The sequence below is a fragment of the Xylanimonas oleitrophica genome (genome assembly GCF_003244315.1).
Classification (GTDB): Bacteria; Actinomycetota; Actinomycetes; order Actinomycetales; family Cellulomonadaceae; genus Xylanimonas_A; species Xylanimonas_A oleitrophica.
The window spans coordinates 68,893-89,205 of sequence record NZ_QKWH01000013.1 but is presented as its reverse complement, the minus strand read 5'-3'; the positions used below and the strand labels follow the sequence as shown (position 1 = coordinate 89,205).

Genomic DNA, 20,313 nt, shown 5'->3' with positions numbered 1-20,313 from the left:
ACCCGTCTCCCTCAGTCCGAGCTGATCGTGGTGTTCGGGCCGAAGTCCTGCCGGAACAGCGGCCCGGTGGCCGCCAGCTCCCGCGCGAACGACGCCGCCCACGCGCTGTAGGGGTCCACGGCGAGCGACTCGTTGGAGAACCGCCGGTCGTCGGTGAGCTCGGTGACGCAGAAGTCCGGGATCTGGAGGTCGACGACGGGGCCGGAGCGCTCGCACTCGGCCACGACGAGCGGGTGGTTGGCCCCGCCGAACACGTCCACGGACCAGCCGTCGGCCCCGAGCCAGGCGGCATACCGGGTCTTGAGGATCTGCGCCCCGCCGCGTCGTACGAGCTCGACGCCCACGCGCGCGTCGATCTGGCGCTCGGCCTCGTACCGGGTGCCCCCGGCGGACGGGCCCTTGACGGTCACGGCCGCGAAGTCGACCTCGCCCTTGTGCTTCTCCAGCACCTCGCGGGCGTCGGAGTCGGGCCCCAGCCGCGCCTCGACGCCCGAGGCCTGGCAGCGCACGCGCAGCGCGTACCCGCCGTCGGACAGGAAGTAGCTCTGCACGATGAGGGCGGGGGTGTCGCGCAGGGTGGCCGGGAGGTCCCGGACCAGGAAGCGGCGCTCGAACTCGAAGTCCGCGTAGCCGGCGGTCTCGTCGGTCATGCGCCTCAGCGTAACCAGGTGGGCCGGCGCCCCCGGGGACGCCAGCGGGCCGGCCGGCCCTCAGCTCGCCGAGGGCTGGTACCCGGGCACGTGCCGCTCCGGGGGGCCGTCGTACGCGGCGAGCGGGCGGATGAGGGAGTTGGCGGCCTGCTGCTCCATGACGTGCGCCGTCCACCCGGTGACGCGGGCGGCCACGAACAGCGGGGTGAAGGTCACGGTGTCGAACCCCATGAGGTGGTAGGCGGGGCCGGAGGGGTAGTCGAGGTTGGGGTGGATGCCCTTGCGCTCCACGAACCGGGCCTCGAGCCGCTCGTACAGGTCGAGCAGGTCCTGGCGGCCGTAGTGGTCCACGAGGGTGCCGAGGGCGGCGCGCATCGTGGGCACGCGGGAGTCGCCGTGCTTGTAGACACGGTGGCCGAACCCCATGATCTTGCGGCGGGCGGCCAGCGCCTCGTCCAGCCAGGCGTCGACGCGGTCGGCGGAGCCGATCTCCTCCAGCACGTGCATGACCATCTCGTTGGCACCGCCGTGCAGCGGGCCCTTGAGCGCCCCGATGGCACCGACCACGGCGGAGTGCAGGTCGCTCAGGGTGGAGGCGATGACGCGGGCGGTGAAGGTCGAGGCGTTGAAGGAGTGCTCGGCGTACAGGATCATCGAGCGGTTGAACGCGTCGACCACCACCGGGTCGGGCAGCTCGCCGTGGGTCATCCAGAGGAAGTTCTCGGCGTAGGTGAGGTCCTCGCGGGGAGGGACGGGCTCCAGGCCGCGGCGGCGGCGCTGGCCGTAGGTGACGATGGCGGGCAGCGCGGCGAAGAGCCGCAGGCTGCGGGCCACGTTCTCCTCCGGGCTGGCCCCGGCCTCGAGCAGCGACTCGCCGGCGGTCTCGCGGGCGCCGATGACGCTGACGGCGGTGCGCACCTCGTCCATCGGGTGGGCGTCGGCGGGCAGGGCGTCGATCGCGGCGCGCACGTCGTCGGCCAGGGGCCGGTGGGGGCGGCCGTTGGCCCGCAACCAGGTCAGGTCGTCCTCGCTGGGCAGCTCGCCGTTCCACAGCAGCCAGGCCACGGCCTCGAACGGCTGGGTGGCGGCGAGCTCCTGCACGGGGTACCCGCGGTACAGCAGGGAGTTGGTCTCAGGGTTGACCCTGCTGATGGCGGTGGTGTCGGCGACGACGCCGGCCAGGCCTCGGTGGACCTCGGGCTGCTGCTGCGGCTCGTGGGGGAGGGCGGTGCTGGTCATCGGTGCTCCTTCGCGGTGATGACGGCGCCCGGCGACGCTGCCGGGCGGTGCGGGCCGGTGCCCGCAGGGCTCAGCGCTGGTGGTGCTCCAGGCTGAAGTCGTAGACGTGCTCGTCGAACGTGGCGTACCCGGCGTAGTCGAGCAGCTCGTAGAGGCGGGCGCGGGTCTGCATGCCGGGCACCTGGGAACGGAGGGAGCCCTCGTCGCGCAGCGTGTCGAGGGCGCGCTCGGCGGCGCCCATCGCGACGCGCAGCAGGGAGACGGGGTAGATGACGATCGCGACGCCGGCGTCGGCGAGCTGGCGCCGGGTGAACAGCTCCGTCTTGCCGAACTCCGTCATGTTGGCGAGCACGGGCACGTCGACGGCGCTCGCCACGGCCTCCAGCTCGTCCAGGCCGCGCAGCGCCTCGGGGAAGAGGGCGTCGGCGCCGGCGTCGACCAGCCGCCGGGCCCGGTCCACCACGGCCTGCAGGCCGTGCTCGGCGCGCACGTCGGTGCGGGCCATGATCAGCAGGTCGGGGTCGCGCCGCGCCCTCGCCGCCGCAGACACCCGCTGCACGGCCGTGGCGTCGTCCACCACCTGCTTGCCGTCCAGGTGCCCGCACCGCTTGGGGTTGACCTGGTCCTCGACGTGCAGACCGGCGACGCCGGCGTCCTCCAGGGCCTGCACCGTGCGGGCCACGTTCATCGCCTCGCCGAACCCGGTGTCGGCGTCGACCAGCGTGGGCAGGTCGGTCATGCGGGCCACCTGCCCTGCCCGGGCGGCGACCTCGGTCAGGGTCGTCAGCCCGACGTCGGGCAGGCCCAGGTCGGCGGCGACGACGGCGCCCGAGACGTAGACGCCGTCGAACCCCTTGTCCTGGATCAGCCGTGCCGCGAGGGGGTTGAACGCGCCGGGCAGCTCGAGCAGGTCGCCCGAGCGCAGGCGCTCGCGGAAGGCCGCGCGCTTCGCGGCCGGCGTGAGCGTGGAGTAGAGCATCAGAAGATTCCCCTCGGGGCGGGGGAGGTGGCGGCCGGGTCGTGCAGCGGCGTCACCGTCAACCCTGCGAGCTCCTCGGGCGCCAGCTCCGGCAGGCGCTGCGCCACGTCGAGGAACCGCTCCACCTCGGCCTCGGCCAGGACGCCCTCGGCGAGCGTGCGTAGCTTGCGCACGTAGTCGGCGCGGGCGAACGGGCGTGCGCCCAGCGGGTGCGCGTCCGCCACGGCGATCTCCTCGACCACCCGCTCGCCCGTGGTCAGCTCGATCTCCACCCGGCCCCCGAACGCCTTCTCGTCCGGGTCCGTGGCGTGGTACCGGCGCGTCCACCCCGGGTCCTCCGTGGTGGTCACCTTGTGCCACAGCCCCACCGTGTCCGGGCGGGCCGCCCGCTGCGGCGCGTAGCTGTCCACGTGGTGCCAGGCGCCGTCCTGGAGTGCGACCGTGAAGATGTACGGGATCGAGTGGTCGAGCGTCTCGCGGCTCGCCGCCGGGTCGTACTTCTGCGGGTCGCCCGAGCCGGACCCGATCACGTGGTGGGTGTGGTGGCTGGTGTGCAGCACCACGGAGACGACGTTCGCGGGGTCGCGCAGGTCGGGGCGCTCGCGGCCCAGCCGTCGGGCCAGGTCGATCCACGCCTGGGCCTGGTACTCGGCCGAGTGCTCCTTGGTGTACGTGTCGAGGATGGCGGTGCGGGGCTCGCCCTCGCCCGGCAGGGGCACCGTGTAGCGGGCGTCCGGGCCGTCGAGCAGCCAGGCGATCACGCCGTCCTCGCCCTCGTAGACGGGGCTGGGGCTCGTCTGGCCCCGCATGGCGCGGTCGACGGTCTCGACGGCCACCTTTCCCGCGAAGGCGGGGGCGTACGCCTTCCAGGTGGAGATCTCTCCCTTGCGGGACTGCCGGGTGGCCGTGGTGGTGTGCAGCGCCTGGCCCACGGCCTGGTAGACGGTCTCGGGCGGCAGGCCGAGCAGCGTGCCGATGCCGGCCGCCGCGCTCGGGCCCAGGTGGGCCACGTGGTCGATCTTGTGCCGGTGCAGCGAGATGGCCCGCACCAGGTCGACCTGCACCTCGTACCCGGTGACGATGCCGCGTACGAGCGCCTCGCCGGTGCACCCCAGGTGCTGCGCGACGGCGAGCAGCGGCGGGATGTTGTCCCCCGGGTGCGAGTAGTCGGCGGCGAGGAACGTGTCGTGGTAGTCCAGCTCGCGCACCGCGACGCCGTTCGCCCAGGCGGCCCACTCGGGGGAGGTGCGGTGGCTGCTGCCCACCACCGTGGCGCCTGCGCCTCCCGACGACGGTGGGTGCGCCTCCGCCTGGGCCCGGGCGGCGAGCACCGACGCCCGGCCCAGCGACGCCGTCGCCACGGCCGCGTTGTCGATGACCCGGTTGATCACCATGTCCACCACGTCGGCGGTGGGTTCGACGTGCTCGGCCGCCACCTCGGCGATCTTCCACGCGAGCTGCTCCTCGCGGGGGAGCGGCTCGTCGCTGCGGTGGACGCGGACCTCGTGCTCGATCATGCCGGCGGCTCCTGGGTGGTGCGGGCGACGTTCGCCACGGCGTGCTGGAGGCTGTGGTGCAGGTGGACGTGCGTGGCGTGCGCGGCGAGGTCCGCGTCCCCGGCGGCGATCGCCGCCGCGATGGTGCGGTGCTCGACGGCGGCCGCGGCCAGGCGCGCCGGGTCGTGCTGGGCGGCGCGGCGGATTCGCGCCAGGTGCGTGCGCACGGGGGCCAGCGCGGCGGCCAGGTACGGGTTCCCGGCTGCGGCGTCCACCGCCGCGTCCAGCCGGGCCACCAGGTCGTAGTAGGCGACGTGGCCGGGGTCGGCGTCGGCCGACGTCGTGGTGGCCGCCAGCTCGTCGGCCAGCGCGGCGAACACGCCCGGGTCGCCGCGCCGAGCCGCGAGGCGTGCCGCGTGGGTCTCCAGGGCCTGGCGCACCTCGTACACGTCGCGCACCTGGTCCAGGTCCATCGGTGCGACGGCGAGGCCGCGCCCGCCGACGGCGACGGCCAGGCCGTCCGAGACCAGCCGGGCCAGCGCCTCGCGCACCGGGGTGCGGGACATCCCCAGGCGTGCGGCGAGCTCGACCTCGGCCAGGACGGTGCCGGGGGCCAGCTCCCACCGCACGATCTCGTCGCGCAGCGCGCGGTAGGCGCGCTCGCTCGCGCGCGGGGCGGCCTCGGTGACGCTCATGTATGCAGAACCTAGACCTGAGGTGGCCTCAGGTCTACCCCTACGGGCCCTGTGCATACAGAGAGCCGGGGGCGACGGTCCTCGTGCCTGCCGCGACTGGGTGCGCTAGAACGGCACTCCCGCGGCCCGCTGGTACGACATCAGCTCCGCGGCGGCACGGGCTGCCTCCTCGGCGGCGAGGCGCTCCTGCTCCGCCCGCCACGCCTCGTGCTCCTCCCGCACCCGCTCGAGGGCGGCGTCGACAGCCACGCGCGCCTCGGCGAACGACCGCGCGGAGGCTTCCGTCGCCTGCAGGGAGCCGTCGGCAGGCGCTCCCGGCAGCGCGCCGGCCACGTCGACGGCCCGGCGTAGACCGGCCCGGACCTCGTCGTCTGCGACCGCCCCCTCCGTGCCGGCCAAGAGCTCCTCACCGGCGGCGAGCGAGGCGTCGAGAGCAGCCCGGGCCTGCGCAGCGGTAGCGCGCGCCTCCTTCAGCACCACCTCGTCGTACCGGGTCTGCGCCGCCTCGATGGCCACCTCCAGCGCGGCCTCGGCGGCCGAGGTGCCGGCGAGCACGTCGTCGGAGCCGTCCAGATAGGTCTGAGCCGCGCCCACGTCGAAGAACAGCGTGCCGAGATGCGCGTCAGGCGGTACCAGGTCCACCCTCGCCGCGGCCTGCGCCCTCGCATCGTCGATGGACCTCCTCAGGGCTGTCGCGGCCGGGTCGCCCTCGGCCTTCTCCTCGAGCGCCGTCAGCAGGGCTGCGGCGTCCCGTGCGGCACGGTCCAGGTCATGCCCGGCCGCCTCCTGCGCACGAGCCGCGGCGGCGACGTCCCGGACCAGCGCCTGGGTCAGGTCACGGGTCTGCGCGTGCGCGTACGCCACGCCCGCGGCCGCGCCGAGGAGCAGCGTCCCTACCAGGGTCAGCACCGTCGTCGTGCGCCTGCGGCGGGCGCGTGCGCCGCGCAGGGCAGCGGCAGCGTCGCCCCACGAGCCCCTCGGCATCCCTGCTCCCGTCCATGGCCTTGCCCGGCGGGCATCCTGCCCACCGTGTCGGCCGCCGCGCGGCGGCCCGGCGGATCACCGCCTGACCTGCACGATCGGCGCGCGCGACCCGGAGATGAGGGCTCGGCGGGTGAGGTGCTGGACGTGCGGCAGGGGGAGCCAGGCTCCGGCCGCCGGTCGTTCACGAACCGCCGCAGGGAGTGGTCGATGACGGTGACTGCTTGCCGGTAGCAGAGCGGCGGTCAGGCTGTCACGTTCGCGAGGCGGCGAGGACGGAGTCGAAGGCGGCCTCGAGCGACGCGGTCACGGACTCCGCCGCACCCAGGTAGCCGTTCACCATGGCTCCGTCGCGCAGGATCATCAGCTGCCGCGCGGCTTCCTGGGCGTCGCGGACCCCGGCGTCCTCGGAGATGCCGGCGAACTCCTCCAGCATCCACCGGCGATGGTGGTCCACGGCGGCCCGGACGGGGTCGTGGGGGTCGGCGAACTCGGCCGCGGCGTTGATGAACGCGCACCCGCGGAACCCGGGGCTGCAGCTGACCGTGCCGATGCCTGCCGCGATGGCGTGCAGCGACGTCACCGCGTCACCGGCTCGCCGCACGCGCTCGAACCACTCACGCTCGGCGGAGGCCTGCTGGTCGAGGTAGGCGACCACGAGATCGCTCTTGGTGCGGAAGTGCCGGTAGAAGGTGACCTTGGTGATGCCGACCTCTTCGATGATGCGGTCGGCGCTCGTGGCCCGGATCCCTTGCGAGTAGAACAGCCTGCTCGTCGCCTCGAGGATGCGCGCGCGGGTCGCTCCGGCGGACCGCTTCGGTGCGGTCTCCTGCGCCGCCTCGGGCTCCACACCTGCTGCCATCCCTGCCTCCGGTGGTTCTGAGTGTTGCTTCGGTGTACGAGGTAGTCTACATTCGACGTGTAGACGAACTAGTAACTCTACTAATTCGCGATCCGACGGAGGAACCCTCATGGCTGCACCGCTGTACAGCACCACCGCCACCTCGACGGGCGACGGCCGCGCCGGAGGCCGCGTCGTCACCGACGACGGTCTCCTCGACGTGACCCTGGCGATCCCCGCCTCCATGGGCGGCCCGGGCGGCGCGACCAACCCGGAGCAGCTCTTCGCCGCCGGCTGGTCCTCCTGCTTCCACTCCGCGCTCAAGATGGTCGCCGCCCAGCGCAAGACGCCGGTGGAGCAGTCCACCGTCTCCGCCGAGGTGCACCTCGGCCGGACGGACGAGGGCGGCCTCGTGCTGGGCGCCGCGCTGCACGTCCACATCGGGGGCGGCATCGCCCAGGGGCTGGCCGAAGAGCTGGTCGCAGCGGCCCACGCTGTCTGCCCCTACTCCCTCGCGACCCGCGGCAACGTCTCGGTCACCCTCACGACGACCGTCGGCTGAGCCTCGACGACCCCCAGGACAGGAGCACCATGACCACCACCGAGGGAGCCACCGCGCTCACCTACGGCCGTTCGTTGCGCAACCTCTACCTCGTCCGTGCCGCCTTCGCCGTCGCGTGGGTCGCCACCATGCTCGCCACGGTGGCGGACGCCGCCGAGCCCGACCCCCTCCTGACGGCGCTGCTGGTCGTGTACCCCGCGTTCGACGCGGGAGCGGTGCTGTGGCAGCTGCGCGCCGATCCTGACAAGCAGCGCTCCAAGGCGGCGGAACGCGTCAATGTCGGCGTCAGCGCCGCCGTCGCCGTGGTGCTCGGGGTCACGTCGACCGCCACGATCCACGGTGCGCTCGCCGTCTGGGGCGTGTGGGCGATCGTGGCCGGCGTCCCCCAGCTCGTCGCCGCGGTCCGCAACCGTCGCTCGGGCGGCCAGGTCGCCCAGATGCTCTCGGGGGGCATCTCCGTGCTCGCCGGTGCTTCGTTCGTGGTCCAAGGCCTCCAGGGGACCGGGTCGATGACGGGGGCCGCGGGATACGCGAGCCTGGGTGCGGTCTTCTTCCTCGTCTCAGCCGTGCGCCTCACCGCGAGGCTCCGCAAGGAGCGCGCATGAGCACCTCTGCGGCTGATCGGTACGACTACGACCTGGTCGTGGTGGGCGGCGGTCCGGTCGGCGAGAACGTGGCCGACTACGCCGCCAAGCGTGGCGTGCGGCGGGTGGCGGTCGTGGAGTCGTCGCTCGTCGGGGGCGAGTGCTCCTACTGGGCGTGCATGCCGTCGAAGGCTCTTCTGCGCAGCGGCCAAGCGATCCGCGCCGCGCGGCGGCTCGACGGCGCCCGCCAGGCGGTCACGGGCACGATCGACGCTGCGGCCGTCCTCGCGCGCCGCTCAGCGTTCACCGACGGTTGGGACGACGCCGGCCAGGCGGCCTGGCTCGCCTCGGCGGGTATCGACCTCCTCCGTGGCCACGGGCGGCTCGCCGGCCCGCACGCCGTGCGGGTCGGAGACCGGCTCCTCACAGCGGGCGCCGTCGCCCTGGCGACCGGCTCCGTGCCCGTCCTGCCCGACGTCCCGGGCCTGGCCTCCGCTGCTCCGTGGGGCACCCGCGAGGCCACCGCGGCCGCGCACGTGCCCCCGCGCCTCCTCGTCGTCGGTGGCGGCGTGGCCGGTGTCGAGCTCGCCCTCGCGTACTCCTCGCTCGGGTCGCGCGTGATCCTGCTCTCTCGGTCCGGTCTGCTCGACGGGGAGGAGCCGTTCGTCGGCGAGCACCTCGCCGCCGCGCTGGCCGCGGAGGGCGTCGACGTGCGGCTCGGGGTCCAGCCCACGCGTGTGGACCGGGACCAGCAAGGGGTCGTCGGCGTGACCCTCGAGGACGGTGCCGTGCTCCGGGCGGAGGAGATCCTCGTGGCCACCGGTCGTCGGCCGAGCACCGACGACCTCGGTCTCGACCAGGTCGGCCTCGACCCGTCCCGCGGGCTCGCCGTCGACGAGACGATGCGCGTCGAGGGCACCGACTGGCTCTACGCCGTCGGCGACGTCAACGGCCGCGCCTTGCTCACACACCAGGGCAAGTACCAGGCCCGGGCCGCCGGTGAGGCGATCGCTGCACGGCTCCAGGGTGCGCCGCTCGACGACGCCCCCTGGGGAGCCCACGCCGCCACCGCGGACCGTGCGGCGGTGCCGCGCGTCGTGTTCACCGACCCCGAGGTCGCGAGCGTCGGCCTCACCGAGGCCCGCGCTCGTGAGCAGGGCCTCGACGTCCGCGCCGTCGAGCACGACCTGGGTGCGGTGGCCGGTGCCAGGCTCCACGCGGACGGGTACACCGGACGGGCGAAGATCGTCGTCGACGAGGGCCGGGGCGTGATCGTCGGAGCGACCTTCGTCGGCCAGGACGTCGCCGAGCTGCTGCACGCGGCCACGATCGCGATCGTCGGCGAGGTCACGATCGACCGGTTGTGGCACGCCGTCCCTGCCTACCCCACCGTCAGCGAGGTCTGGCTCCGCCTGCTGGAGGCCTACGGCCGCCCGGCCTGACCGGACCGCAGCCCACACCCGGAGGGCCTCGACCGCACGGGCCGAGACCTCTCCCGCGCCACGGGAGCCCGCGCGGCTCACCCCGGACCCGGCCGGGCCCAGGGACGACGAAGGCCCCTCCGTCACCGGAGGGGCCTTCGTCGTGCGGTGCGCCTGAAGGGACTCGAACCCCCGACCTTCTGCTCCGGAGGCAGACGCTCTATCCACTGAGCTACAGGCGCGCAGCCGTCCGTGTGACGGCCGGAACGAGACTACCAGCACCAGGGCCGTGCCCCGGAATCCGGCGTCGGGCTCACGCACCGGACGGCGAGCCCTGCCCCGGCAGGTGCCCCCGATAGAATCGCGGGGTGACCCCCGACGAGCTCTCCGGAGCACTCAGCGCTGCCCTCGCCTCGGCCGTGGCCGACGGCACCCTCGCCCTGCCTGCCGACGCGATCCCCGCGTCGGTCCACGTGGAGCGACCGCGGCAGCGAGAGCACGGGGACTGGGCCACGAACGTGGCCCTCCAGCTCGCCAAGAAGGCGGGGACGACGCCGCGGGCGCTCGCGGAGGACCTGGCGCGCCGTCTGGAGGCGACGCCGGGCGTCAAGGCCGTCGACGTCGCGGGTCCGGGCTTCCTGAACATCACGCTCGACGCCGCGGCGGCGGGCGAGCTGGCCCGCGCCGTCGTCACCGCCGGCCCCGCGTACGGGCGTGGCGACGCCCTGGCCGGCCAGGTCATCAACCTGGAGTACATCTCGGCGAACCCCACGGGCCCGCTGCACATCGGTCACACCCGGTGGGCGGCGCTGGGCGACTCGCTGGCGCGGATCCTGCGCGCGGCCGGCGCCGAGGTGGCGGCGGAGTACTACATCAACGACGCCGGTGCGCAGATGGACCGCTTCGGCGGCTCGATCCTCGCCCGTGCGCGAGGCACCGAGGTGCCCGAGGGTGGCTACAAGGGCCAGTACGTGGCCGAGCTGGCCACCAAGGTGCTGGCCGAGCGGCCGGACCTGCTGGACCTGCCCGACGACGAGGCGCTGGAGGTCGCGCGCGAGGAGGGCTACCGCCTGCAGCTCGCGGAGATCCGGCAGGTGCTGGAGTCGTTCGGCGTCCACTTCGACGTCTGGTTCTCCGAGCGCACGCTGCACGAGTCGGGCGCGGTGGGCAAGGCGGTCGAGCGCCTGCGCGAGCAGGGCCACGTCTACGACCAGGACGGCGCGGTGTGGCTGCGCACCACGGACTTCACCGACGACAAGGACCGGGTGATGATCCGGGCCAACGGGGAGCCCACGTACTTCGCCGCGGACGCCGCGTACTACCTGTCCAAGAAGGACCGCGGGTTCCCGGGCAAGATCTACCTGCTGGGCGCCGACCACCACGGGTACATCAACCGTCTCAAGGCCATCGCGGCCGCGGCGGGCGACGACCCGGAGACGAACATCGAGGTGCTGATCGGCCAGCTCGTCAACGTGGGTGGCGCCAAGCTGTCCAAGCGGGCCGGCAACATCATCGAGCTGCGCGACCTGGTGGACTGGATCGGGGCTGACGCGGTGCGCTACTCGCTCGCCCGGTTCCCCGCGGACACCCCGCTGGAGCTGCAGGGCGAGGACCTGCTCAAGCAGACCAACGACAACCCGGTCTTCTACGTGCAGTACGCGCACTCGCGCACGGCGGCGGTGGACCGCAACGCGGCCGACCGCGGTGTGGCGCGCCTGCGTGAGGACGGCTCCGACGCGTTCGACCCGTCGTTGCTGTCCCACGAGACGGAGTCGGTGCTGCTGGGTCAGCTCACCGAGTTCCCGCGCATCGTGGCGGCGGCGGCGCAGCACCGCGAGCCGCACCGGGTGGCGCGCTACCTCGAGCAGCTCGCCGGCGACTACCACAAGTGGTACGCGGAGTGCCGTGTGCTGCCCTACCCGGACGAGGACGTCACGGACACGCACCGCACGCGCCTGTGGCTCAACGACGCGGTGCGCCAGGTGCTGGCCAACGGCCTGGACCTGCTGGGCGTCAGCGCGCCGGAGCGGATGTGACGACGCCGGCCGGCGGGGTGGAGCGCGCCGAGGGCTGGCCGGGGGAGCCCTGGCCGTCGTCGGCGCACCGTGCTGGTGCGGACGCCGGTCACCCGGGCGAGCTGGTGCTGGGCGGCGTGGGCGTGCACGCGCTCGCGGCCGAGCACGGCACGCCCGCCTACGTGGTGGACGAGGCGGACTTCCGCGCCCGCGCCCGCGCGTATCGCGAGGCGTTCGAGACGGCGTTCGCCCGGGTGGGTACCGGCGTGGACGTCTACTACGCGGGCAAGGCCCTGCTGACCGTGGCGGTGGCGCGCTGGGCGAGGGAGGAGGGCCTGCGCGTCGACACCGCCTCGGGCGGCGAGCTCGCGGTGGCGCTGCGGGCCGGCGTGCCGGGCGCGGAGATCGGGCTGCACGGCAACAACAAGTCGGACGGTGAGATCGGCGCGGCGCTGGAGCACGGCGTCGGGCGCATCATCGTGGACTCTCTCGCCGAGGTGGACCGGGTGGCGGCGCTGGCCGCCGAGCGCGGTGCGGTCGCACCGGTCATGGTCCGGGTGACCACCGGCGTGCACGCCGGTGGGCACGAGTACATCTCCACGGCGCACGAGGACCAGAAGTTCGGCCTGTCGGTGAACCCGGGGCCCGACGGCGGTGACGCCCCCGCCATGGCGGCGCTGCTGGCCGTGCTGGCGCGTCCGAGCCTGCGGCTGCTGGGCATCCACTCCCACATCGGCTCGCAGATCCTCGACGGTGCCGGGTTCGAGGCGGCCGCCCGCGCGGTGCTGCGGCTGCGTGCCGACCTCGCGGAGCGCACCGGCACGCTGGTCGAGGAGGTCGACCTCGGTGGCGGGTACGGCATCGCGTACCTGCCGGGAGAGGAGGCCCTGGACCCGCGGGCGGTGGCCGAAGACGTCGCTGCGGCGGTGGCGACGGTGTGCGAGGAGCTCGGCACGGAGCTGCCGCGCGTGTCGATCGAGCCGGGCCGCGCGGTGGTCGGGCCGGCGGGCGTGACCCTCTACCGGGTCGGCACGGTCAAGCCGGTGCTGGTGACGGGCGAGGACGGTGCCACGTTCACGCGCCTGTACGTCTCGGTGGACGGCGGCATGAGCGACAACATCCGCCCGGCGCTGTACGGCGCCCGCTATCACGCGGAGGTCGTGGGGCGCCGCTCGGCGGAGCCCGGGGTGCTCGCTCGCGTGGTGGGCAAGCACTGCGAGAGCGGAGACATCGTGGTGCACGAGGTCGAGCTGCCCGCGGACGTGCGTGCCGGGGACCTGCTCGCGGTCGCCGCGACCGGTGCCTACGGCCGCTCGATGGCGTCGAACTACAACCTGCTGACGCGACCACCGGTGGTGGCGGTGCGCGACGGCGCCTCCCGGCTGCTGGTGCGCCGCGAGACGGTCGAGGACCTGCTGGCGCTCGACCTCGGCTGAGCCGCGGGCGTCCGGCGGGCCGGGTGCCCGCCTGACGCGGCTTCGCGCGGCGTCCGTGCGCCGTCGCCTGCCCCTGCCGGTGGGCGGCGGCGCGGCTCGTCCGCCCGCCGGACCGCACCGGCCCGCGCCCGGTGCGACCACCTATCCTGACCCCGACGTCCCTGCCCCCGACCCTGCTGAAGGTGACCTCGTGCCCGACTCTGCGAACGGTTCCCCGCTGCGCGTCGCGCTGCTCGGCTGCGGGGTGGTGGGCACGGAGGTGGCCCGGGGCATCCTCACGAACCCCATCGACCTGGAGGCCCGTGTCGGCGCCCCGCTCGAGCTGGTGGGCGTGGCGGTGCGCGACCTGGCGACGGAGCGCGACCCGGTGGTCCCGCGCGACCTGCTGACCACCGACGCGGAGGCGCTGGTGGACCGCGCCGACCTCGTCGTGGAGGTCATGGGCGGCATCGAGCCGGCCCGCAGCCTCATCCTGCGTGCGCTGCGGGGCGGCGCCGCCGTCGTGACGGCGAACAAGGCCCTGCTGGCCGAGCGCGGGCCGGAGCTGTTCGAGGCGGCGGACGCGGCCGGCGTCGACCTGTCCTTCGAGGCGGCGGTGGCCGGCGCGATCCCCATCGTGCGCCCGATCCGCGAGTCGCTCGCCGGCGACCACGTGCGGCGGGTGCTGGGCATCGTCAACGGCACCACCAACTACGTGCTCGACCGCATGACCACCGAGGGCCTGGACCTCGACGAGGCGGTCGCGCAGGCCCAGGCGCTCGGGTACGCCGAGGCGGACCCGACGGCGGACGTCGACGGGTTCGACGCCGCGGCCAAGGCCGCGATCCTCGCGAGCCTCGCGTTCCACACGCGGGTCTCGATCGACCAGGTGGCGCGCGAGGGCATCCGCGGCATCACGGCCGACGACGTCGCGTGGGCGGCGCGCACCGGCCACGTCATCAAGCTGCTGGCCGTCGCGGAGGTCATCGGCCCGGTCGACGACGGCGAGGTGTCGGTGCGCGTGCACCCGGCCCTCGTCCCGGTCTCCCACCCGCTGGCCACGGTGCGCGACGCGTTCAACGCGGTGTTCGTCGAGGCGCAGGGCGCGGGCCCGCTCATGTTCTACGGGCAGGGTGCGGGCGGGCGCCCGACGGCGTCGGCCGTGCTCGGCGACGTCGTGTCCGCCGCACGCCGTCGCCTGACCGGCGGCCAGGGGCTGCGGGAGTCCAAGGACCAGGACTTCCCGGTGCTGCCCGCCGAGGCGGCGATCACGCGCTACCAGGTGCGCATCGACGTCGAGGACCGGCCGGGCGTGCTGGCGCAGGTGGCCGGCGTGCTGGCCGAGCACGGGGTGTCGATCGACACGGTGCGGCAGGTGTCGGCGTCGGCGGCGGTGCACGAGGACCTGGCGCAGGAGCACGGCACCGCGCACCTGCTGGTCACCACGCACGCTGCGCGGGAGGCGTCGCTGGCCGCCACGGTGGCCGCCGTCTCCGCGCTCGAGCCGGTCCGCGAGATCACGTCAGTCCTGCGAGTCGAGGGAAGCTGAGGCACCAGTGGCACATCAATGGCAGGGCGTCGTCGCCGAGTACGCCGAACGTCTCCCGGAGCACGTGCGCGCGTCCGTGGTGACGCTGGGGGAGGGCGGCACCCCGCTCGTCCCGGCCCCCGCCCTCTCGCGGCGCACCGGCGCCGACGTGTGGGTCAAGGTCGAGGGCATGAACCCGACCGGCTCGTTCAAGGACCGTGGCATGACGGCGGCGATCTCTGCCGCCGCGGGCCGTGGTGCCAAGGCCGTGGTGTGCGCCTCGACGGGCAACACGTCGGCGTCGGCCGCCGCCTACGCGACCCGCGCGGGGATGACCTGCGCGGTGCTGGTGCCGGACGGCAAGATCGCGATGGGCAAGCTCAGCCAGGCGATCGCCCACGGCGCGCGGCTGCTGCAGGTGGACGGCAACTTCGACGACTGCCTGGTGGCGGCGCGCAAGCTCGCCGAGGCCTACCCCGTCGAGCTGGTCAACTCCGTGAACCCCGACCGCATCGAGGGCCAGAAGACGGCCGCGTTCGAGGTGGTCGACGCCCTGGGCGAGGCACCGGACATCCACGCGCTGCCGGTGGGCAACGCCGGGAACATCACCGCGTACTGGAAGGGCTACCGCGAGTACGCGGGGTTCGACGCGGGGGCGGCGCTGCCTGCGGTCGCCACGCGCACGCCGCAGATGTGGGGCTTCCAGGCGGCGGGTGCCGCGCCGATCGTGCTCGGCCACCCGGTGACGGACCCGGAGACGGTGGCGACGGCGATCCGCATCGGCAACCCTGCCTCGTGGCAGCAGGCCGAGGAGGCGCGCGACACCTCGGGCGGCGTCATCGAGTCGGTGACGGACGAGCAGATCCTCGCGGCGCACCGCATCCTGTCCAGCGAGGTCGGGGTGTTCGTGGAGCCGGCGTCGGCTGCCGGCGTGGCGGGGGTGCTGGCGCGCGCGGAGCGCGGGCTCGTGCCGGCCGGCGCGCGCGTCGTGATCACGGTGACCGGCCACGGCCTCAAGGACCCGGCGTGGGCGCTGCGCACGGCCGACGGCGGCGAGGTCGAGCCGACCCGGGTGGGGGCTGACGTCATGTCGATCGCCGCCGCGCTGGACCTGGCGTGAGCCGGGCCGCCTGAGGACCAGGAGGAACCCGTGCAGCTCGGAGCCGACCACGTCGTGGTGCGGGTGCCCGCCACCAGCGCGAACCTCGGGCCCGGGTTCGACTCCCTGGGCCTGGCGCTGGCCCTCTACGACGAGCTCGACGTGCGTCTGGTCGCGTCGGACGACGTCGTCGTCGAGGTCTTCGGCGAGGGTGCGGGCCAGGTGCCCACCGGTGCCGACCACCTCGTGGTGCGCGCCCTGCACCACACGCTGGAGCTGGTGGGCGCGCCGCTGACGGGGCTGCGGCTGACCTGCTCGAACCACGTGCCGCACAGCCGCGGGCTGGGCTCGTCGGCCGCCGCGGTGGTGGCCGGCGTCGTGGCGGCGCGAGCCCTGCTGGCCGACCCGCACGCGCTCGACGCGGACGCGGTGCTGCGCATCGCCACGGAGTTCGAGGGCCACCCGGACAACGCGGCGCCGGCGATCAGCGGTGGTGCCACGGTGGCGTGGTCGGGGCCGGGCGGGCCGCGGGCGGTGGGCCTGGAGCTCGATCCCGCGATCACGGCCACCGTGCTGGTGCCGGACGCCCGGCTGGCGACGAGCCGTGCCCGGGCTGCGCTGCCGGCGTCGGTGCCGCACGAGGACGCGGCGTACACGGCGGGGCGGGCGGCGCTGCTGGTCGAGGCGCTGGCCCGGCGGCCGGAGCTGCTGCTCGACGCCACGGACGACCGGCTGCACCAGCAGTACCGGGCGGGCGTGATGGCCGCGTCGGCGGAGCTGTTGCGCGCCCTGCGTGCGGAGGGCTTCGCCGCCACGATCTCGGGGGCGGGGCCCACCGTGCTGGTGCTGACGGAGCAGGGTCAGGTGGCGGACCTGGACGCGGTGCTGGCGGGACTGGTGGACGGCGTGGCGGGCTGGCGGGTGCTGCGGCCGGGCATCGACACGGGCGGTGCGCGAGCACGCCGCCTCGCGGGGGCTCCCGAGCCGGGGACCCGCGGTGGTACGATGCAGTGAGCCTTCAGGTATCGACCACATCTCGGTCCGACCTCGACGCCACCCCCACCCGACCTTCGTCGAACAGGGCGGGAGCAGTGCGTTCGCGTGCTGTCCGTCGGAGCCACGGCAGCGAGGTGAAGGCCTCGACAACCCCGTCAGCCGACGTCGTCGTACCACTGGCGTGAGGTTTCACGCGTGCCGGCACCGTGCCGGACGCCCGCCCACCGGCGGCCCGCAGCACTGATCTTCGGGGCCGCCGCGAACGAGGGGGAAGGGTCCTTCGTGACAGACACCACCGACACCCGGAGCACCTCCGGGTCCCTGAGCTCGATGCGTCTCGCAGAGCTCCAGGCGCTGGCCTCCCAGATGGGGGTCAAGGGCACGTCCAAGATGCGCAAGGGTGACCTCGTCGAGGCCATCCGCGCCGGCCGCTCCGGCGGGCCGGCCGCGTCCGGCACCACGAGCACCCCCGTCGCCGCCGCGACGGCGACGGCGCCGGGTGTCCGTGCGGACGCCTCCCACGGCGAGACGACGGCCTCCGAGCGCCCGCAGCGCTCGCGCCGCGCCACCCGCCCCGCGGGCACGGACGCCGCTCCGGCCGAGGCCTCGGCGCGCGAGAGCGCCGAGCCGCAGGGCGAGCGCTCCGGCCGCGGCGGCGCCGAGTCCGACGCCGACCGCGCCGCGCGCCTGGCCGAGCTGGCCGACGCCGTGGCCGCGCCGCGCAGCTCGCGCCGCTCCCGCGGCCAGGGCGGCGACGACCGCCGCCAGGGCGAGGGCAGCGACGGCCAGCGGTCGGGCGATGCGCGCAACGAGCGCGCCGCCGACGGCGGCCAGCGTGGCGAGCGCAACGACCGCGACCGCGGCGACCGCAACGACCGGGGCGGCAACGGCCCGGACGACGAGCGCGGCTCGCGCCGCCGTCGTGGCCGCGACCGCGGCCGTGACCGCAAGCGCGGGCGCAACCGCGGCGGCCAGCCCGACGTGCTGGGCGGCGAGGACGTCGAGGTCCGCGAGGACGACGTCCTGCTCCCCGTGGCCGGCGTGCTCGACATCCTCGACAACTACGCGTTCGTGCGCACCAGCGGCTACCTGCCCGGTCCGAACGACGTGTACGTCTCGCTCAACCAGGTCAAGAAGTCGGGCCTGCGCCGCGGCGACGCGATCGTGGGTGCCATCCGTCAGCCGCGCGAGGGCGAGCAGCCGCCGCAGGGCAACAGCGCCCGCAGCAAGTACAACGCGCTCGTGCGCCTCGACTCGGTCAACGGCATGTCGCCGGAGGAGGCGCGCCAGCGGTCGGAGTTCAACAAGCTCACGCCGCTGTACCCGCAGGAGCGGCTGCGCCTGGAGAACCCCGAGGCCACCAAGCTCACGCCGCGCGTGATCGACATCGTCGCCCCGATCGGCAAGGGCCAGCGCGGCCTGATCGTCGCGCCGCCCAAGGCCGGCAAGACGATCATCATGCAGCAGATCGCCAACGCGATCACGACCAACAACCCTGAGGTCCACCTCATGGTGGTGCTGGTCGACGAGCGACCCGAAGAGGTCACCGACATGGAGCGGACGGTCAAGGGCGAGGTCATCGCCTCGACGTTCGACCGCCCGGCGTCGGACCACACGATCGTCGCGGAGCTGGCCATCGAGCGCGCCAAGCGCCTGGTGGAGCTGGGCCAGGACGTCGTGGTGCTGCTCGACTCGATCACCCGCCTGTCGCGGGCCTACAACCTGGCCGCGCCCGCGTCGGGCCGCATCCTGTCCGGTGGTGTGGACGCCGCGGCGCTCTACCCGCCGAAGAAGTTCTTCGGGGCGGCCCGCAACATCGAGAACGGCGGCTCGCTCACCATCCTCGGCTCGGCTCTCGTCGAGACGGGCTCGAAGATGGACGAGGTGATCTTCGAGGAGTTCAAGGGCACGGGCAACATGGAGCTGCGGCTGTCGCGCAACCTCGCCGACAAGCGCATCTTCCCGGCCGTGGACGTCAACGCGTCGGGCACGCGCCGCGAGGAGATCCTCATGTCGCGCGACGAGCTGCAGATCGTCTACAAGCTGCGCCGTCTGCTCGGGGCGCTCGACCAGCAGGCCGCCATCGAGCTGCTCCTGGGCAAGCTCAAGGAGACCCGCACGAACGTCGAGTTCCTCCTGCAGGTCCAGAAGACCACCCCGGCGGCGTTCGCCGACGACAACGTCGGCGAGACCGTCTGACGCACGCGTGCGCGAGGGCCGCGGTGGGCACGTCCCGCTGTGGCCCTCGCGACACCTGTCGCCACGGCCACCTGGCCTCTGGCACAATGGTCCGTCGGCCTGCCGGTTCACGGCCCGCAGTCAGCGGGGCGACCCGGCGGCAACCACACCAAGGAGCATCATGAAGTCCGGTATCCACCCCGAGTACGTCCTCACCGAGGTCAGCTGCACCTGCGGCAACACGTTCACCACCCGCAGCACCTCGCCGTCGGGCAAGATCAACGCCGAGGTCTGCAGCGCCTGCCACCCGTTCTACACGGGCAAGCAGAAGATCCTCGACACCGGTGGTCGCGTCGCCCGCTTCCAGGCCCGCTACGGCAAGAAGGACGCCAAGTAGCAGACCTCACGGCGCCGGTGGTCCGCCCGACGACCTCGACAACCTCTCCAGGGGCAGTCGCAGGGAGTCGGACGTCGGACCACCGGCGCTGTTGCTTTGCCCGGAACCCCCCGCCCTGACGGCACCTCACCCGTGGAGACCACGTGACCACCGACCCGTTCGCCGCCGTCCGCCCCCTGCTGGCCGAGCACGCCGAGATCGAGCGCGCGCTCGCCGACCCGGCGGTCCACGCGGACGCGGGCCGGGCGCGGACGCTCGGGCGCCGGTACGCCGAGCTCAACCGGGTCGTGGGCGCCTACCGGGCGTGGGAGCAGGCGCGCGACGACGCGGGGGCGGCCGCCGAGCTGGCGGAGCTCGACGCGGAGCTCGCGGCCGAGCTGCCCGCGCTGCGCGAGGCCGAGACCGCTGCCACCGAGACGCTGCGGCGCGTGCTCGTGCCGCGCGACCCGGACGACGGGCGCGACGTCATCCTCGAGATCAAGGCGGGCGAGGGCGGCGAGGAGTCGGCCCTGTTCGCCGGCGACCTGCTGCGCATGTACCTGCGCTACGCCGAGCGGCAGGGGTGGTCCACGCAGGTGCTCGAGGCCACCGAGACCGACCTGGGCGGGTACAAGGACGTCCAGGTGGCGATCAAGGCGCGCTCGGTGAGCGACCCGGCCGAGGGGGTGTGGGCCCACCTGAAGTACGAGGGCGGGGTGCACCGTGTCCAGCGAGTCCCCGTGACGGAGACGCAGGGCCGCATCCACACCTCGGCGGCCGGCGTGCTGGTGTTTCCCGAGGTCGACGACCCGGGCGAGGTCGAGATCGACCCCAACGACCTGCGCGTCGACGTCTACCGTTCCTCGGGCCCTGGTGGCCAGTCGGTCAACACGACCGACTCGGCGGTGCGGATCACGCACCTGCCCACCGGCATCGTGGTGTCGATGCAGAACGAGAAGTCGCAGCTGCAGAACAAGGAGCAGGCGATGCGCGTGCTGCGGGCCCGGCTGCTCGCGGCGCAGCAGGAGGCGGCGGCTGCGGAGGCGGCCGACCTGCGCCGCTCGCAGGTGCGCACGGTGGACCGCTCGGAGCGCATCCGCACGTACAACTTCCCCGAGAACCGCATCGCCGACCACCGCACCGGCTACAAGGCGTACAACCTGGACCACGTGCTGGACGGCGACCTGGAGCCGGTGGTCCGGTCGGCGATCGACGCCGACGAGGCTGCGCGGCTGGCGGCCGCCGGTGCGTGAGCCCG

General features: G+C 74.1%; 18 protein-coding genes and 1 tRNA gene. 11 read left to right on the top strand and 8 right to left on the bottom strand.

Annotation, left to right across the window (positions count from 1 at the left end; translation table 11 throughout):
• Positions 1–11: 11 nt before the first annotated feature.
• From DNL40_RS13765 to DNL40_RS13735, 7 genes are all read right to left on the bottom strand, one after another.
• Positions 12–650: a CYTH domain-containing protein gene (locus DNL40_RS13765; protein WP_111251829.1), complete on the bottom strand. Its 639-nt coding sequence runs from the start codon at positions 648–650 to the stop codon at positions 12–14.
• A 60-nt stretch (positions 651–710) separates the two neighbouring features.
• Entirely contained in the window at positions 711–1,889 is a 1,179-nt protein-coding gene (locus DNL40_RS13760; RefSeq protein WP_111251828.1) for a bifunctional 2-methylcitrate synthase/citrate synthase, read from the bottom strand.
• Between the two features lie 70 nt (positions 1,890–1,959).
• Positions 1,960–2,868: a methylisocitrate lyase gene (gene prpB / locus DNL40_RS13755; protein WP_111251827.1), complete on the bottom strand. Its 909-nt coding sequence runs from the start codon at positions 2,866–2,868 to the stop codon at positions 1,960–1,962.
• Positions 2,868–4,385: an MmgE/PrpD family protein gene (locus tag DNL40_RS13750; RefSeq protein ID WP_111251826.1), complete on the bottom strand. Its 1,518-nt coding sequence runs from the start codon at positions 4,383–4,385 to the stop codon at positions 2,868–2,870. Before DNL40_RS13750 ends, prpB begins: the two co-directional genes overlap by 1 nt.
• Positions 4,382–5,059: a GntR family transcriptional regulator gene (locus tag DNL40_RS13745; RefSeq protein ID WP_111251825.1), complete on the bottom strand. Its 678-nt coding sequence runs from the start codon at positions 5,057–5,059 to the stop codon at positions 4,382–4,384. The genes DNL40_RS13750 and DNL40_RS13745 overlap by 4 nt, the downstream gene beginning before the upstream one ends.
• A 105-nt stretch (positions 5,060–5,164) precedes the next feature.
• Positions 5,165–6,043, bottom strand: coding sequence for a hypothetical protein (locus DNL40_RS13740; protein ID WP_111251824.1), 879 nt, complete (start codon positions 6,041–6,043; stop codon positions 5,165–5,167).
• Positions 6,044–6,293: 250 nt separating this feature from the next.
• Positions 6,294–6,902 carry a TetR/AcrR family transcriptional regulator gene (locus DNL40_RS13735; RefSeq protein ID WP_111251823.1) on the bottom strand — a complete coding sequence of 203 codons (609 nt, stop codon included), beginning with the start codon at positions 6,900–6,902 and terminating at the stop codon, positions 6,294–6,296.
• A 109-nt stretch (positions 6,903–7,011) separates the two neighbouring features.
• Between DNL40_RS13735 and DNL40_RS13730 the strand changes: the two genes are divergently transcribed.
• From DNL40_RS13730 to DNL40_RS13720, 3 genes are read left to right on the top strand one after another with little or no spacing between them, the layout of a single operon-like run.
• Positions 7,012–7,443, top strand: a complete 432-nt coding sequence (locus DNL40_RS13730; RefSeq protein WP_111251822.1) for an organic hydroperoxide resistance protein — start codon at positions 7,012–7,014, stop codon at positions 7,441–7,443.
• A 29-nt stretch (positions 7,444–7,472) separates the two neighbouring features.
• A complete protein-coding gene (locus DNL40_RS13725) occupies positions 7,473–8,048 on the top strand; it encodes a DUF308 domain-containing protein (protein ID WP_111251821.1) in 576 nt (191 codons plus the stop codon).
• A complete protein-coding gene (locus DNL40_RS13720) occupies positions 8,045–9,469 on the top strand; it encodes a dihydrolipoyl dehydrogenase family protein (RefSeq protein ID WP_111251820.1) in 1,425 nt (474 codons plus the stop codon). The genes DNL40_RS13725 and DNL40_RS13720 overlap by 4 nt, the downstream gene beginning before the upstream one ends.
• 148 nt (positions 9,470–9,617) lie before the next feature.
• Here the strand turns inward: DNL40_RS13720 and DNL40_RS13715 are convergent.
• Positions 9,618–9,690 (bottom strand) — tRNA-Arg (locus tag DNL40_RS13715).
• 126 nt (positions 9,691–9,816) lie between these two features.
• On the opposite strand from DNL40_RS13715, the gene argS reads away from it, so the two are divergent.
• From argS to prfA, 8 genes are all read left to right on the top strand, one after another.
• Complete coding sequence (gene argS, locus DNL40_RS13710) at positions 9,817–11,484, top strand: arginine--tRNA ligase (RefSeq protein WP_111251819.1); 1,668 nt, start codon at positions 9,817–9,819, stop codon at positions 11,482–11,484.
• Positions 11,481–12,899: a diaminopimelate decarboxylase gene (lysA, locus tag DNL40_RS13705; protein WP_425450787.1), complete on the top strand. Its 1,419-nt coding sequence runs from the start codon at positions 11,481–11,483 to the stop codon at positions 12,897–12,899. The genes argS and lysA overlap by 4 nt, the downstream gene beginning before the upstream one ends.
• A 190-nt stretch (positions 12,900–13,089) precedes the next feature.
• Entirely contained in the window at positions 13,090–14,427 is a 1,338-nt protein-coding gene (locus DNL40_RS13700) for a homoserine dehydrogenase (RefSeq protein ID WP_111251818.1), read from the top strand.
• A gap of 7 nt (positions 14,428–14,434) precedes the next feature.
• Positions 14,435–15,526, top strand: coding sequence for a threonine synthase (thrC, locus tag DNL40_RS13695; RefSeq protein WP_111251817.1), 1,092 nt, complete (start codon positions 14,435–14,437; stop codon positions 15,524–15,526).
• A gap of 30 nt (positions 15,527–15,556) precedes the next feature.
• Positions 15,557–16,519 (top strand): homoserine kinase, encoded by a 963-nt coding sequence (thrB, locus tag DNL40_RS13690; protein ID WP_111251816.1) that lies wholly within the window; start codon positions 15,557–15,559, stop codon positions 16,517–16,519.
• A gap of 264 nt (positions 16,520–16,783) precedes the next feature.
• A complete protein-coding gene (gene rho / locus DNL40_RS13685; RefSeq protein WP_281268463.1) occupies positions 16,784–18,700 on the top strand; it encodes a transcription termination factor Rho in 1,917 nt (638 codons plus the stop codon).
• 160 nt (positions 18,701–18,860) lie between these two features.
• On the top strand, positions 18,861–19,076 hold the full coding sequence (gene rpmE, locus DNL40_RS13680; protein ID WP_111251815.1) for a 50S ribosomal protein L31: 216 nt from the start codon (positions 18,861–18,863) through the stop codon (positions 19,074–19,076).
• Between the two features lie 143 nt (positions 19,077–19,219).
• The gene (prfA, locus tag DNL40_RS13675) at positions 19,220–20,308 is read left to right on the top strand and encodes a peptide chain release factor 1 (RefSeq protein ID WP_111251814.1); all 1,089 of its coding nucleotides are present in this window, start codon (positions 19,220–19,222) and stop codon (positions 20,306–20,308) included.
• Positions 20,309–20,313: the final 5 nt, after the last annotated feature.